The organism is Labrenzia sp. C1B70, assembly GCF_000475395.1.
GTDB lineage: Bacteria > Pseudomonadota > Alphaproteobacteria > Rhizobiales > Stappiaceae > Roseibium > Roseibium algicola.
Genome location: NZ_AXCE01000008.1, coordinates 96,218 through 111,624 on the forward strand (window position 1 = coordinate 96,218; position 15,407 = coordinate 111,624).

The following is a 15,407-nucleotide window of genomic DNA, read 5'->3' on the forward strand; positions in this document are numbered from 1 at the left end:
ATCACCTGAAGGTCGGGTTGCGCTTTTCCAGGAAGGCGGCAAGGCCTTCCAGCGCGTCCGGGCTGGTCTGTGTAATGGCGGCGCACAGGCTCTCGGTAAAGAGACCGTCCGTCTTGGACATGTCCGCAATGCGCGCCAGCGCCTGGATCATGATGTAGTTGGACAGCGGCGCGTTGGAAGCGATCCGGCCTGCCAGGTCCTGTGCCTTGGCCAGCGCCTCTCCCTCGCCGACGGTGTAATGAGCAAGACCCAGAGCCAGGCCTTCGTCCGCGTTGTACTTGCGGCCGGTCAGCATCATCTCGGTCATCCGGTCCGCTCCCAGAATGCGGCCCACGCGCACGGAAGCGCCACCACCGACGAAGATGCCCCTACGGCCTTCCGGCAGCTGGAAGAACGCGGAGGTTTCGGCAACGCGCACGTGGGTGGCACTGGCCAGTTCCAGACCGCCGCCGATGACGGCGCCAAACATGGCGGATACCACAGGCAATCCGCCGAACTGGATCCGGTCCATCACCTGGTGCCAGCCACGCGAATGGCGCATGGTTCCTTCCGCGTCGCGGGCCACATGCTCGGACAGATCAAGGCCCGAGCAGAAATGCCCGGCCGTGCCGGTGATGACCACCGCCTTCACCTCGGCGGGCGGAGACAGGAAAAAGCCGTCAATGGCTCCAAGCAGCTCGTCGCACATGGCGTTGCGCTTGTCCGGACGGTTCATGGTCAGGGTCGCGACGCTATCGGAAATCTCAATTTTCAGCATCGGTTCTGTCATCGGTGTCTCCTCAGCGCGGCGGCAGACGCACGGCGCCATCCAGGCGGATGGTCGTGCCGTTCAGGAACGGGTTGGTCACGATGTGCCCGGCAAGCAGGGCGAATTCCTCCGGCTCGCCAAGACGTGGCGGGAACGGAATGTTGGCAGTGATCTTGGCTGAGACCTCTTCCGGCAGGCCTTCCATCATCGGCGTTCTGAACAGGCCCGGCGCAATGGCCATCACGCGGATGCCGTGCTGGGCAAACTCCCGCGCTGCCGGCAGACACATGGCGGCAATGCCGCCCTTGGACGCCGAATAGGCAGCCTGGCCCAGCTGGCCGTCCTCGAAGGCGACCGATGCCGTATTGACGATCACGCCACGCTCGCCGTTTTCCAGCGGCTCCACGTCCATGAGGCGTCTTGCGGCATGGCTCATGACATTGAACGTGCCGAAGAGATTGACCTTCAGCGTCTTTTCAAAGGTATCGAAGGAGAGCTTGCCTTCCCGGCCGACGATGCGCGCGGCAAAGCCGACGCCGGCGCAGTTGACGACAACGCGCGGCGTTTCACCGAGCAACCCGATGGCTTCGTCCAGTGCAGTCCCTACGGCTGCCTCGTCGCTGACGTCGGCCTGAACGGCGAAGCCGCCGATTTCTTCCGCCACAGTGCGGGCCCGGTCGATATTAAAATCAAGGATCGCAACTTTCGCGCCCTGGCTCGCAAAATGACGGGCCGTCGCGGCCCCGAGGCCACTGCCGCCACCTGTCACGAAAGCCGCTTGTCCGGATATCAGCATGGCACAGCCTCTGAATTGGTTTTAGTCATCATTGTTATATCTCATACCTATTTTGATACGCCGAAAGGGCGCACTCCTTCCGGCTGGGTTAGCCAGCCAGAAGGAACAGGGTGATTGACGGAAAGAGGACCAACAGGATCACGCGGACTATGTCGGACGTTACGAACCAGAGAACCGCCTTGTAGGTTTCCTTCATCGGCGTCGACCGATCCATCGCGTTGATGATGAAAAGGTTCATGCCGACGGGCGGTGTTATCAGCCCCACCTCGACAACGATCAGCACCAGGATACCGAACCAGATGGCAACGTGTTCCGGGCTCATGCCGAAGTCGAGCACGCTGATCACCGGAAAGAAGATCGGGATGGTCAGAAGGATCATCGACAGGCTGTCCATGAGACAACCGAAGACCAGGTAGAACAGCAGGATCAGTGTCAGAACGACAAGCGGACTGAAGCCCTGGCCAACGACCCAGCCGGAGAGTTCCTGCGGCAGCTGGCTGAGTGCCAGGAAGCTGTTGTAGAAGCCGGCACCGAGCACGATGAAGAAGATCATCGCCGTACTCATGGCCGTCTGGATCATGCTGTCGACAAAGACCTTCCAGGTCAGGTTACCGGAAATGAGCGCGATGATGCCCGTTCCGGCCGCACCCACGGCAGCACCCTCGGTTGGGGTGAACCAGCCCAGATAGATGCCACCGACCACAAGCCCGAACACCAGAAGCACAGGCCAGACGTCCATCAGCGCACGCATGCGCTCCGCATAAGGCACCGGCTCACGCGTTCCGGCGGAGCCGGGGTTGAGGCGGACATAGATCGAGATGGTGATCATGTAGCCGATGGCCGCCAGAATGCCCGGAATGAAGGCAGCCAGGAACAGCTTGGCGATGTTCTGTTCGGTCAGGATGGCATAGATCACCAGGATGACCGACGGCGGAATGAGAATACCGAGCGTGCCGCCGGCGGCCAGCGTTGCCGTCGAAAAGCCGCCGGAATAGCCGTAGCGGCGCAGTTCCGGCAGCGCGACACGGCTCATGGTGGCGGCGGTTGCCAGCGACGATCCGCAGATGGCGCCAAAGCCCGCGCAGGCCCCGACCGCAGCCATGGCAACACCGCCCTTGCGGTGGCCGAGCCAGCTTTCGGCGGCCTTGAAGAGAGACGACGACATGCCCGAGTGGGTCGCGAACTGTCCCATCAGCAGGAACATCGGAATGATCGTCAGCGAGTAGCTGGAGAAGGTGGAATAGGTCTCCGACTTCAGCTTGGCGAGAATGATGTTGGAACTGCCGGTCGCAAGATAGAGACCACCCAGACCGCAAATCATCATGGCAAGGCCGATCGGCGCCCGCAGGAAGATAAGCAGCAGAAGAACGGGAAACGACAGATAGCCGAGTTCAAGCAGGCTCAATGGACCCCTCCCTCGGCATCGGGCGTGAAACGCCGGCCGGTGATTAGTTCAAGCACCTTGGCGACGGCGCAGTAGAGCGCGACGACGGAGGCAACAGCGGCGGCGGCAAAGCTGAGCGCGAAGGCCCACCAGATCGGAAACTGCAGCAGGAAGGTGGTTTCGTTGTAGCGCATCTTGTCTTCCATGCCGACGAACAGCCGCCAGGTGATCAGGAAGATCAGCAAGCTGAGGAGAACCTCCCACACGACTTCCAGCCACCGGTTCATCCAGCGCGGAAAACTGCCGGCGAAGACGTCCACGGTGGCGTGCCCCCGCTTAAGCTGGCAGATAGGCAGAAAGGCGAAAATGGTGAAGCTGATCCCCGCCTCGACCAGCTCGAAATCGCCGGAAACCGGACCGACACCGGTCGCGATCAGCGCGTTGGCGGCGCTTTCGGACAGCGAGGTCATGAATTCGGAATGACCGAATGTATTCAGCCCGCGACCAAGCACGCTGACACAGGTCAGCCCGATCAGCGCTGTCAGAACCAGACCGCCAAGGATCGCCATGAAGCGCGCGAGACGCTCCACCAGAGTGAGCAGCATTTTACGTGTATCCTGTCGAAGGATGCCCTCCGGAACACCAGGTTCCGGAGGGCTGCTTCATGACGGTCAGTTGGCCATCAGCGCTTCGGCACGGGCCTGCAGCGCCTTGCCGTCGATGCCCTTGGCATCCATTTCGGCATACCACTCGTCGATGGTGCCCTGAGCGGCGGCTTCCCACTCGGCAGCCTGCTCGTCCGTCAGCGTGATGATGTTGTTGCCCATCTCCACGGCCGCGGCCCGCGGGCCGGCATCATCGGCCTGCATCTGCTTGCCGGCGAAGGCAGAGAATTCCTCACCGGAGTTTGCGTCGATGATGGCCTTCAGGTCGTCCGGCAGGCTGTCGTACTTGTCCTTGTTCATCCCGAAGATGAAGGACGTGGTGTAGAGCGCCTTGCCCGGGAACTCGGTGTGGTTCTTGACCAGCTCGTTCACCTTCAGCGCGCCGACGACTTCCCACGGAATAACCGTCGCATCGACAACACCCTTGCTGAGCGCTTCCGGTATGGCCGGAACCGGCATGCCGATCGGCGTTGCACCCAGATTGGAGAACAGCTTGTTGGTGACACGGGTCGGTGCACGCAGTTTGACGCCGTTCAGGTCGGACAGTGCGACGATCGGCTTGCTGGAGTGGATGACACCGGGTCCATGAACCCAGAGGGCCAGCGGCTTGAAGCGCGCGAAGTCCTCATCCATCATCGTTTCTTCGGCAAGCTTCCAGTAGGCGCGAGACATGGTCTCCGCATCCGTCATCGTGAACGGAAGCTCAAACACTTCTGCGCGCGGGAAGCGGCCCGGGGTATAACCGGCAACGGTCCAGACGATATCAACGACACCATCGACCACCTGATCGATCAGCTCCGGCGGCTTACCGCCCAGCTGCATGGCCGGATAACGCTCGATCTTGATGCGCCCACCGGATTCCGCTTCGATCTTGTCGGCCCAGGGGTCGAGAACGTTCTTGGGTACATTGGCCTGAGCCGGCAGGAACTGGTGCAGGCGCAGCGTGACTTCCTGCGCAAGTGTGGACGACATGCTCCCGCCAAGTGCGATTGCGGAGACAGTCGCAGCCACAGCCAGTTTGGCAAACTGCTTATGCAAGTTGATCATGGTTTCCTCCCTGTTCGATCAACTTCAAAACCTGACCGGATTCCTCCCTCCGATCAGATGATGATCTATAATAGTTATATTACATAACTTTTTTCAAGCTCTATTTGGCGACCTGGTTCACTCCCTTCGGCTTGAGCTTTGCATGCAGGCGACCAATCGGAAAGTTATACATTCTGGTCAGCCGCAAAAGCATCACAAGATCCCGTAAAATTTGCCGGAGTTTGTGATGGATCAATCCCGAAGGCAAGGGTTTCCGTGAGAAGAATGGACAGAAAACGTCTTTATCATCAACCCTGCCACTTCCTGCAAAGGAAGACCCGCCAGCCGGCATGCCGACAGGCACCTTACCTAACGCAAGGGCATCAAGGCGGTAGCATCAAGCCAACGGGAATTTGTGGAAAGCCTGCCGGAGGTCGCAATGTCCCGGGCCTTGCCGGTTATCCGAACGCCGGAACACCATTGGCGAGGACACGCGACCAGGGGCTGGTTCAATAGAATGGAAAATCAGGGAAAGCACCGGCAGGCCGTGGGCTCGAAGCCCGGCCTGCCGGTCAGGTGCCGGCCTACGCGGACTTGGAGGTAAGGGCCGGTGAGAGGGTCAGTTGCTCGAACAGCCGGGCGACGGCCTCCGCACCCGGATCGTTGTGACCCGAAAGGCTCGCCTCCGAGACATAGGATGCCCTGCCCGCGCGCGCCCGCGTGATCCGCGACGTGGCGTCCGCGCCCTGACGGGCTTCGGCAGCAGCCGCCTCGACACCGTTTTCCAGAGCATTGAGCGCCGGCAGCAGGGCGTCGATCATGGTGCGGTCACCCGGCTGGGCACCGCCCACCTGCATGATCCGGTCAAGACCCGCTTTCAGCGCTCCAATGGCCCCACGGCCGCTGGAGGACGCATCGCCGGCAGCGGCAAAGAAGATCGCCAGCAGGACACCGGAAGATCCGCCCATCGTCTGGCTGAGTTCCAGACCGATGGCGCGATAAAGCTGGGTGAGATCCGCCAGCGGCAACCGGTCGAGTGCCTTCACCAGTGCCCGTGCAGCGGTGGCAAGCGTGCTGCCCGTATCGCCGTCGCCCGACTTGGCATCAAGCGCATTGAGATCGTCCTCGGCCGCGATCAGGATGTCGCAGCAGCGTTCGATGAACTTCCGCGTCTCCGGGTTCTTGGACGGCAGCGGCTGGATCGGCGTCAGACCGTCCGGCAGCGGCAGCACCGACACAGCACCAAGCGCAAGGCAGCCGGGCCACGCCCAGGGTGCGACCGGCGCCTGCAGCAGGGCTTCTTCCGTCTTGCCGACCGGCAGCAGCGACACCGAGAACCCATGCATGTCGAGCGAGGTCATCATCGCCGCGGGGCCGATGACCCAGCGGATCTGGCTGCCGATGCGCGAGGCCGTGAGCTCTTCCAGAAGCACCGACATTTCAAGAGGTGTCGTGCTGCCCAGGTTGTTCACGATCGCCACATGAGGTCCAGGTGCGAGGTTCGGTGCAAGCCGGTCCACCACCATGGCCATGGCGGCGCGGGCATTCGAATAATCAACCTGCTCGATCCCCGCCTCGCCATGAATACCAAGCCCGAGTTCCGCCTTGCCATGGGCAATCCGGTCTTCCTTGGGCGAGCCCGGCACCGTGCAGGTGTCCAGCGACATGCCGATCGAGATCGCACCGCCGATGGTTTTCTTCGCCGCCTCGGTAATCGTCTCCAGATCAGCGCCCTGATCGGCGAGCGCTCCGGCGATCTTGTGCACGAACAGCGTACCGGCGACACCGCGCGCCTGCGGCAGGTCCGGCAAGGCAACGTCGTCATCGACAATCACCATGTTGACCTTCAGTCCGAAGGAGCGGGCCCGCTCGGCTGCCAGACCGAAGTTCAGCCGGTCGCCGGTGTAGTTCTTGACGATCAGCAGGCAGCCGGCCTTGCCGGTGACGGCCAGAATTCCCGCCAGTACCGCATCCACGGAGGGCGAGGCAAACACCTCGCCGCAGACGGCCGCCGTGAGCATGCCCTGGCCGACGAAACCTGCATGGCTTGGCTCATGACCAGAGCCGCCGCCGGAGACAAGCGCCACCTTGGATTTGTCCCAGTCGGTGCGCACCACCACCTTGATATGCGGATAACCGTCGAGACGGGCGAGCCGCCCACCGGCCGTGCGCAGCATGCCGTCAATCGCTTCGGTGACGAGCGTTTCCTTGGTATTGATGAATTGCTTCATGTCCCGTCTCCTCAGGAAATGCGAGCGCCGCTGGCGTCGAAGAAAAGCGGATTTCTTGGTTGAATGGCGAGAGTGTCGCCCGGTTCCAGGGCGGTGTGGCTGTCTGACAGCGTTACGACGGAATGTCCATCCAGAGATAGATGCAGCCGGGTCTGATCACCCAGATGTTCGACCCGGCGAACTTCCGATACCTTGCCTTCGCCTTGCGCGATATGCTCCGGACGCAGACCGATGGTCTTGGCACCGCTCGGCGCACCGGCGAAAAGATCGGCCGGCAGCACGTTGATGCGTGGCTGGCCGAGACGCCCGGCGACATAGAGATTGACCGGGTTCTCGTAGATCTCGCGCGGAGATCCGAATTGCACCAGGCGGCCATGATCGAGAACGCCGACGTGCGTTGCCATGGTCATGGCCTCGATCTGGTCATGGGTCACGTAAAGCAACGTCGCCCCCAGGCTTTCCTGGATGCGCTTCAACTCGATGCGCAGGTCCGAACGCAGCTTGGCGTCGAGCGAGGAAAGCGGTTCGTCCATGAGATAGATGGACGGATCGCGCACCAGTGCCCGGCCGATGGACACCCGCTGCATTTCGCCGCCGGAAAGGTTGGTCGCCTTGTTGGCAAGCTTGTGCGAAATGCGCAAGACTTCGGCCACTTCGGCAACCTTGCGGTCTATCTCGTCCGCAGGCGTCTTGAGCAAGGGCGAGCGAAGCGGAAATGCCAGGTTCTCCCGCACGCTCATGTGTGGATAGAGCGAATACTGCTGGAACACCATGGCGACGTTGCGCTGCGCCGGCGTGTCGCCAACCACCGACCGCCCCGCGATGACGACGTCGCCCGCGTCCGGCTGTTCCAGTCCCGCGATCAGACGCAGGATGGTGGTCTTTCCGGCCCCTGTCGGCCCCAGCAGCGTCACGAAGGCGCCGTTGGGGATGTTCATGCTCACCTCATCGACAGCGAGCGTATCGCCGAACCGCTTGGTGAGGCCTGACAGCCTGACTTCAGCCATGAGCAAGCACTCCCTCGTTCAGTTCCGACCGCAGCGCCCGCCCCGACTGATTGTCGAACAGCGTCACCGTTGACCCGTTGAATTCGAGGCCGACAAATTCCCCGGCACGCACAGTCTGGTCTGAGGGAATGCGGGCCTTCAGCTCACCGGAGGCGGTCTTCAACGTGACGATCTGCGTGGTGCCGAGATATTCGGCGGCCAGAACCTCGCCCCGGTAGGATCCGCTGTCGTTGAGCGTGATGTGCTCCGGACGGATGCCGAAGACCATGTCGCCTTCAAAGGGTTCCATCAGCCGCGGCACGTCCAGTTCCTCGTGATGCATCATCACCTTGGACGCGCCCGCATGGATCTCGCCGTGAAAGCGCAGGAAGTTCATCGGCGGCGAGCCGATGAAGTCGGCAACGAACATGGTTGCCGGCTTGTCGTAGATATCCTGCGGCGTGCCGAACTGCTCGATGACGCCATGGTTCATGACCACGATCTTGTCGCCCATCTGCATGGCCTCCAGCTGGTCGTGGGTGACATAGACAGTGGTGGCGCCCATGCGGTCATGCAGCGCCCGCAGCTCCTCGGCCATATGCTCGCGGAACTCCGCATCGAGCGCACCGAGCGGCTCGTCCATCATGAAGGCTTTCGGATCCCGGACGATGGCCCTGCCGAGCGCGACACGCTGTCGATCGCCGCCGGAAAGCCCGCCCACCGGCCGGTCGAGGATCTTCTCGATCCCGAGAATGCGGGCAACTTCCGCCACCTTCTCGGCAACCTGATGTTTCGGCATGCCCTGGCTGACCAGCGGATAGGAGATGTTCTTGCGCACATTCATGTGCGGGTAGAGGGCGAACATCTGGAAGACGAAGGCGATATCGCGCTGGCTCGCCGGCCGTTGGCCGACCTCCTCGCCGTCGATATAGATCTCGCCCGACGTCGGCAGCTCCAGCCCGGCGATCATGCGCAAGGTGGTGGTCTTGCCGCAGCCGGACGGGCCGAGCAGCATGAAGAACTCACCGTCCTCGATCTTGAAGGAAGACGACTGCACGGCAGTGAAGTCGCCGAATTCCTTCCGAAGGTTTCTGATTACGATCTCTGCCAAGACAGTCACTCCGGAAAGTGGCTGACGATGATGAACATGACTGTTCCGGTCAGCGTGACGATGAAGGAATAGGTGTAGGCCCACAGGAAGACCGGCTGCATCAGCATGATCACACCAATGGCGATCAGAAGGGATGCGAGCATTTCCCAGGACCCGCGGCGCAGGCGGACGAGGCCGCTCATGAAATCGCTGATCATTTGCGGACCGCTCCGAAGGTGATGCCGCGCAGGAGATGTTTGCGAAGCAGGATGGTGAAGACCATGACCGGCACCAGGAACAGGGTTGCCCCTGCCGCGACCGCCGGCCAGTCCTGGCCGCCGACGCCGATGATGGTCGGAATGAAGGGAGGAGCCGTCTGGGCCGTACCGGAGGTCAGCAGCACCGCGAAGGCATATTCGTTCCACGAGAAGATCAGGCAGAAGATGGCCGTCGAGGCGATGCCCGTTGCCGCCTGCGGCAACACCACCTTGTAGAACGCCTGGAAGCGGGTGTAGCCGTCGATCAGCGCCGCTTCCTCGTATTCTCGCGGGATCTCGTCGATGAAGCCCTTCAGCAGCCAGACCGCAAGCGAGATATTGACCGCCGTATAGAGCAGGATCATGCCCAGGTGCGTATCCGACAGCCCAAGGGTGCGGAACATCAGGAAGATCGGGATCGCGACCGCGATCGGCGGCATCATTCTTGTCGACAGGATGAAGAACAGCAGGTCGTCCTTCAGCGGCACCTTGAACCTTGAAAAGGCATAGGCGGCGAGCGTTCCGAGGAACACCGACAGGAAGGTGGAGCCAAATCCGATGATGACCGAATTCAGGAACCTTTCGCCGTAGCGGGAGGGGCCCGCGATCACCATGTCGCGGTTGCGGACGATTTCCTCGTACCAGGTAGCGGGCGGTGGCAGGGCCTGAAGCTGTTCCGGCGATACGCGGGTGCGGGTGGTGAAGAGGTTGACGTAGCCTTCCAGAGACGGCTCGAAGAGCACCTTCGGAGGATAGGCGATGGCATCGACCGGAGACTTGAACCCTGTCGTCAGGATCCAGACCAGCGGCAGCAGGGTGATGACCGCATAGGCGATGACCAGCGACCCGGCCACCCACTTCTGCCGCGAAGACGGTTCTGTGATGGAATAGCTGCTCATCTTTCCTTCACCTTGTTCAGGGCTTTGACGTAGATCGAGGCGAGGCCGAAGACAGTCACGAACAGGACGATCGCGTAGGCGGAGGCATAGCCGGTGCGCCACTTCTCGAAGGCTTCACGCTTCAGGTTGATGGAGGTGAGCTCGGTCACGGAGCCGGGGCCACCGCCGGTGAGCTGCACCACAAGATCGAACATCTTGAAGTTCTCGATGCCGCGGAACAGGACTGCCAGCATGAGGAAGGGCAGCACCATGGGCACAGTGATCGTCCAGAACTGGCGCCACTTGCTGGCCCGATCGATTTCCGCGGCCTCGTAGATATAGTCCGGTATCGATCGCAGGCCTGCCAGACAGATGAGCATCACGAAGGGGGTCCACATCCAGGTATCGACAATCACGATGGCCCAGGGCGCGAGCGCCACGTCGCCGATCATCTGGAAGGATGCCGGATCGACCCCGGTGAAGAAGGACACACCGTAATTGAAGAGACCGATCTGCGGCTGGTAGAGAAAGGTCCAGAAATTGCCGACAACGGCCGGCGACAACATCATCGGCAGCACGATCAGGGTGGTCCACAGATCGTTGCCCTTGAATTTCCGGTTGATCAGCCAGGCCAGGGTGAAACCGATCAGCACCTGCAGGACGATGGTCCAGAACAGGAAATGCGCGGTCGCCTGCATGGTCAGCCAGATGTCGCCATCGGTCAGGATGCGCTCGTAATTGCGCAGGCCGATGTATTCGACATCGCGGTTGGGCCGATTGGCGCGGAAATTCGTGAAACTGAGATTGATCGTCCAGATCAGCGGGAAGATATTGACCGCAAGCAGCAGGAAAATTGTCGGGGCGACAAAAAGCCAGGCAATCGTACGGTCGGAAAGCCCTCGGATTTTCGCGGCAACGGTGGGCGGCGTTGCCTTTGCTACTCGGTCTATCGGGGTGTCGGACATGAGACGCTCTTCTTGAGAAACGGTTCCGGAAAGCACGGGCCGGGACGGCCGGTCTTTCAGGGTGAGACAGCCCGCCAGAAGGCGGGCCGTCCGCAGAGGCAGGATCAGGATATGGCCGCCAAAAGACCGGCCATCCACTGAGACAAGGGCAGGTCAAACCCTGACAAGCGCATTGGCATCGTCAGGGTTCACCTGGAGCCGTCAGAGTTTGCCTTCGTCCTCGAAGGTTTCGGTCCAGTCGGCGATCAGCTTGTCGAGCGCTTCCTGTGCGGTGCCCTGGTCGGCAACCACATAGTCATGAAGGCGTTTTTGCATCGCCAGCAGCAGTTCGGCGTAAGCCGGCTCCTGCCAGAAATCCATCACGTTATCCATGGCCAGAAGGAAGTCGGACGCAAACGGCGCACTGTCCGGGAAGCTCGGATCGCTGAGGACGCTGACATGGCAGGAATAGCCACCGAGATCCCACCACTTCTTCTGAACGCTCGGCTGCGCGAACCACTTGATGTACTCAAGCGCCGCATCCTGCTTGTCGGAATAGGCCACCACGGAGATGCCCTGCCCGCCGAGCGTCGAGGCTTCCCGGTTCTGGCCGGGATTGACGAAGAAGCCGATCTTGTCCCCGCCCACATCCGGGTCGGCATAAAGACCGGGGAAGAAGGCGAACCAGTTCATGGCCATGGCCACCTGCCCCGACTTGAAGGCATCGAGGGACTGTTCCATGTAGCTGTCGGTGTAGCCCGGGGGCGTGCCGGTCTTGTAGAGTTCCTTGTAGAACTCCAGTCCCGCCACGGCTTCGGGCGAGTTAACCGCACCTTCCATGTCGTATTTGCCCGGCGTCATCTCGTATTTGAAGCCGAACGGATAAAGCGCGCTGGTCGCGCCCATGGTGATGCCTTCCGAGCCGCGCTCGGTGAAGATGGACGCGCCGTACCGGGTCTGACCGTCGATCTCGCGCCCCTGGAAGAACTGTGCGACTTCCAGAAGCTCAGCTTGCGTCTTGGGCGGAGCCAGGTCACGGCCGTGCTTCTCCTTGAAGGCAGCCTGAATGTCCGGCATTTCGAACCAGTCCTTGCGATAGAACCAGCCGTTGGCATCGCCCATGGCCGGCAGCGCATAGTAGTTCGGCTCGCCCTTGGGCCAGGTGGAATAGGCATAGACTGTCGCCGGAGCGAAATCGTCCATGCTGATGCCTTCCTTCTCGAAGAAGTCATTCAGCTTGACGTAATGGCCGTTTTCCGCGCCGCCGCCGATCCACTGGCTGTCGCCGATCAGCAGATCGCACAGTTTGCCGCCGGAGTTCAGCTCGTTCAGCATGCGGTCGGCGAAGTTCGGCCAGGGCACGAATTCGAAATTCATGGTGTGGCCGTATTCGGCTTCAAATTCCTTCGACAGCTCGACCAGCGCGTTGGCCGGATCCCAGGCCGCCCAGCACAGCGTCAGCTCATCGGCCTGCGCATTGGAAACAGATAGTCCGCTAACCGCAACAATGGCGGTTGCCGCGAGAAGTTTCGCAGTTTTCATGGGTGAAGTCCTCCCGAATGGTCGCGTGCCGGCGCATGCCGGACCGCAGCACTCCTCCAAGTGCAGGCTCACGCTATCTGACATACGTATGTCACGTCAATCAAAAAACTGACATACGTCTTTCTTTTCGAAGTCAATCAGACCTGAACCATGCCGACAGCACAGGGCATGATATTGATATTGCTTATTTTTAAGGGACAGAACTCTTGGCTGGAGCGGCCAGCCTCAATAGAGGTTTTCGCGCATGATGATCTCGATCCGGATCTTTTCCTGAGCCTCATAGATGTCCGTGCCGTCGCATTTGGCCCGCAAGACCCGCAGGGCACTGCGCACGAGATGCCCGACATTCTGGGCAATGACGGCGTCAAGTTCGCCATCGGCAAGAGCCTGCCGCGTTACCGGCGTCAGATCGTGAGCGATCACCACAAACCGTCCGGCAACGCCATGCTCACGCAATGCATCCAGCATGGCCGCATTGCCCGACCCCATGGAATAAACCGCCTTCAGCTCCGGATGTGCCTTGAGCGCGTGGTCAAGGGTTTCATGGATCCGGTCCGGATCGTCGTAGAATTCGATCGTCGGCAGGGTTTTCAGTTGCGGAAAGTCCCGCGACAGCACTTCGTCCAGACCGAAGCGGCGCTCGATGCTGTCACGCGCCACCATGGAATTGGTCACCACCAGGATGCTGCCGGTCTCGTTGCGCAAAAACTTGCCCAACAGCGCCCCTGCGGTCTTGCCGGCGGAGAAATTGTCGACACCTGCAAAATAGTGGCATTTCGAGTTCGGCAGGTCCGACACCAGCGCGACGACGTAAACACCTGCACTCTTGATATGCGCGATGGCATCGCGCACCTGCGGTGTTTCCGGAACCATCATGGCAACGCCGTCCAGTTCGGACAGGTCCAGGGTCTTCAGCTTGTCGACAACCGCGTGCGGATCGGCGGCGTCGACCAGCAACACGCTGACGTCTGTCCGGTCCGCCACCTGCGCACCGGACGCTTCTTCGACCGCAGCCACCAGCGTTTCGACGAAATGATTGGGCCCTTCGGGAAGAACGAACACGAATTTGTACTGGCGCTGCCTGGCGAGATTGGCCGCATTGGTATCGCGCACATAGCCGAGCTTGCGAACAGCTTCCTTCACCCGCTCCGCGTTCTTCGGGCGCACATCCGCACGCCCGTTCAAGACCCGGTCGACGGTCGACAGGCTGACCCCGGCCTCGCGGGCGATATCGTGTACGGTTGGCTTGACCATTACGTCTCCCGGACCATCCCGCGTTCTCGTGAACGCAGACAAGATGATCCACCACTTCAACGCCGATCAGCGTCCGGGCGCCCCCGCTGGATCGACCGGACACCCGCTGACCGACAGGGAGACAATGTCGCGCAGCATTCTGACATACGTCAATCAAAAATCCGCTTTACGGCGATTGACGGAAGAAATTTCCCCAAGGATATCAGGCAATTGCAAATCGCGGGCAAGCGTTGCAGAAGCAATATGGCGCCATTGGCCACGCTTTCCTGCAGCTAATCCGATTCATGGCAACAGGGCAAGCCAGGGCGGTCGTTTCAACCAGCACCAGCTCAAGAAACAGCAATCAAACAGCGGACAGACCGGGGTCAGTAGCACCTGCACTGAAGGCACATGTAGTCTCTGCAAGCTGCGCCTCGCCATTTGCATCCGCAAAGGCCCGAACCATATGCGCAAGCCCTTCCTCTATGCTTGTCTTCGTTTGCCAGCCAAGCAATTGCCGGGCGCGTTCCCCCGACCCGACGAAGCCGTTGACGTCGAAGCTGCGCGGCCCGACATGGTGGATTTCGGCGGCCGTTCCGGCAAGCCGTACGCTGGCTTCGGCAAGTTCGGTCAGGCTGGTACCGACCCCGGAGACGAATTGCACAGGCGGTGGCGCCTTCCGTTCTGCCTCGATGAAAGTGACCATCTTCAGGATACCGTCAACGACATCATCCAGATAATTGAAGTCGAAGACATGATTGCGGCCCTCGACCTGCAATCTGTGCCCTTCGGTGGCGGCTCTTGCGAAGGCGGGAACAACACGGTCCGCATGATCGGAAATCCGGCCATAGACGTTCGAGAACCGCAGGATAGCGGCCTTGACACCGGCCTCCTGGGCTGCCTCCACCAGCTTCTCGCCTGCCAGTTTTGACCGTCCATAGACATTCATCGGGCAGCGTGCAGTGTCTTCATCTGCCGGAAATCGGGTGACCGGCCCATAGGCTTCCCGGCTGCTGCCGAAGAGAACCCAGGGACGGCTCCCGCTACTTGCAGCAGCTGCAAGAACGTTGCGGGTTCCCCCGACATTCACCTCCCGGCACAGCACGGGATTATGCTCACCCCAAAGCACCCGTGACACTGCTGCCAGGTGAATTACGCCGCCACAGCCCCGCACTGCGTCTTCAACCGCAACGCCGTCGCGGCTGTCCTGCCCAGCATCGGCAATATCAAACGTACGGACAGGACGGCCCAGCGCCGTCAGCGTATCCACAAGGGCGGACCCGATGAGGCCGGCACTTCCGGTGATCAGTATGGGAAGGGACATGATGTGGTGTGTTCCGGGGTAGCTGCGAAAGCCCGGCCGCCTACCCGCTCGGCCGTTAAATCGCGCCTAGCACGCGCCGTGCCAAAGATGCCCGGCAGCATCACAAAGCTGCCGCGGATCAAAATCTCTCGGCCAATTCCGCCAGACGGCTTCTCAATCAAGCAACGTTTGCTCGGAGGCCCCTCAGCCAATGCCGGCCCATGGCATGGCCGCGCCAGGGCATTTCCTGCCGAGCGCACCACCAGCACCGGGCGAATTTTGCCTGGGGACAGCGGCAGACTTTGTCCGGTGCGACCAACAGCC

General features: G+C 61.1%; 14 protein-coding genes. All 14 read right to left on the reverse strand.

Annotated elements, in window-relative coordinates; translation table 11 throughout:
• Position 1: 1 nt before the first annotated feature.
• The 14 genes from Q666_RS44220 to Q666_RS44285 all read right to left on the reverse strand — a co-directional run bounded on the left by Q666_RS44220 (position 2) and on the right by Q666_RS44285 (position 15,104).
• On the reverse strand, positions 2–769 hold the full coding sequence (locus Q666_RS44220; protein ID WP_031270371.1) for a crotonase/enoyl-CoA hydratase family protein: 768 nt from the start codon (positions 767–769) through the stop codon (positions 2–4).
• Positions 770–779: 10 nt separating this feature from the next.
• Positions 780–1,544: an SDR family NAD(P)-dependent oxidoreductase gene (locus Q666_RS44225; RefSeq protein WP_023003191.1), complete on the reverse strand. Its 765-nt coding sequence runs from the start codon at positions 1,542–1,544 to the stop codon at positions 780–782.
• Positions 1,545–1,632: 88 nt separating this feature from the next.
• The gene (locus Q666_RS44230; RefSeq protein WP_023003190.1) at positions 1,633–2,949 is read right to left on the reverse strand and encodes a TRAP transporter large permease; all 1,317 of its coding nucleotides are present in this window, start codon (positions 2,947–2,949) and stop codon (positions 1,633–1,635) included.
• Positions 2,946–3,533: a TRAP transporter small permease gene (locus Q666_RS44235; protein WP_023003189.1), complete on the reverse strand. Its 588-nt coding sequence runs from the start codon at positions 3,531–3,533 to the stop codon at positions 2,946–2,948. Before Q666_RS44235 ends, Q666_RS44230 begins: the two co-directional genes overlap by 4 nt.
• A 66-nt stretch (positions 3,534–3,599) precedes the next feature.
• Positions 3,600–4,640, reverse strand: coding sequence for a TRAP transporter substrate-binding protein (locus Q666_RS44240; protein ID WP_023003188.1), 1,041 nt, complete (start codon positions 4,638–4,640; stop codon positions 3,600–3,602).
• A 563-nt stretch (positions 4,641–5,203) separates the two neighbouring features.
• A complete protein-coding gene (locus tag Q666_RS44245) occupies positions 5,204–6,850 on the reverse strand; it encodes a dihydroxyacetone kinase subunit DhaK (RefSeq protein WP_023003186.1) in 1,647 nt (548 codons plus the stop codon).
• An 11-nt stretch (positions 6,851–6,861) separates the two neighbouring features.
• Entirely contained in the window at positions 6,862–7,857 is a 996-nt protein-coding gene (locus Q666_RS44250; protein ID WP_023003185.1) for an ABC transporter ATP-binding protein, read from the reverse strand.
• A complete protein-coding gene (locus tag Q666_RS44255; protein ID WP_023003184.1) occupies positions 7,850–8,947 on the reverse strand; it encodes an ABC transporter ATP-binding protein in 1,098 nt (365 codons plus the stop codon). Before Q666_RS44255 ends, Q666_RS44250 begins: the two co-directional genes overlap by 8 nt.
• A gap of 5 nt (positions 8,948–8,952) precedes the next feature.
• Entirely contained in the window at positions 8,953–9,141 is a 189-nt protein-coding gene (locus Q666_RS44260) for a hypothetical protein (RefSeq protein ID WP_035908047.1), read from the reverse strand.
• Positions 9,141–10,082, reverse strand: a complete 942-nt coding sequence (locus Q666_RS44265; RefSeq protein ID WP_023003182.1) for a carbohydrate ABC transporter permease — start codon at positions 10,080–10,082, stop codon at positions 9,141–9,143. Before Q666_RS44265 ends, Q666_RS44260 begins: the two co-directional genes overlap by 1 nt.
• Positions 10,079–11,026, reverse strand: a complete 948-nt coding sequence (locus tag Q666_RS44270; protein WP_031270370.1) for a sugar ABC transporter permease — start codon at positions 11,024–11,026, stop codon at positions 10,079–10,081. Before Q666_RS44270 ends, Q666_RS44265 begins: the two co-directional genes overlap by 4 nt.
• Positions 11,027–11,227: 201 nt before the next feature.
• Positions 11,228–12,547: an extracellular solute-binding protein gene (locus Q666_RS44275; protein ID WP_023003180.1), complete on the reverse strand. Its 1,320-nt coding sequence runs from the start codon at positions 12,545–12,547 to the stop codon at positions 11,228–11,230.
• A 225-nt stretch (positions 12,548–12,772) separates the two neighbouring features.
• Positions 12,773–13,801 carry a LacI family DNA-binding transcriptional regulator gene (locus Q666_RS44280; RefSeq protein WP_023003179.1) on the reverse strand — a complete coding sequence of 343 codons (1,029 nt, stop codon included), beginning with the start codon at positions 13,799–13,801 and terminating at the stop codon, positions 12,773–12,775.
• 343 nt (positions 13,802–14,144) lie between these two features.
• The gene (locus Q666_RS44285; protein WP_023003178.1) at positions 14,145–15,104 is read right to left on the reverse strand and encodes an NAD-dependent epimerase/dehydratase family protein; all 960 of its coding nucleotides are present in this window, start codon (positions 15,102–15,104) and stop codon (positions 14,145–14,147) included.
• Between the last annotated feature and the right edge of the window lie 303 nt (positions 15,105–15,407).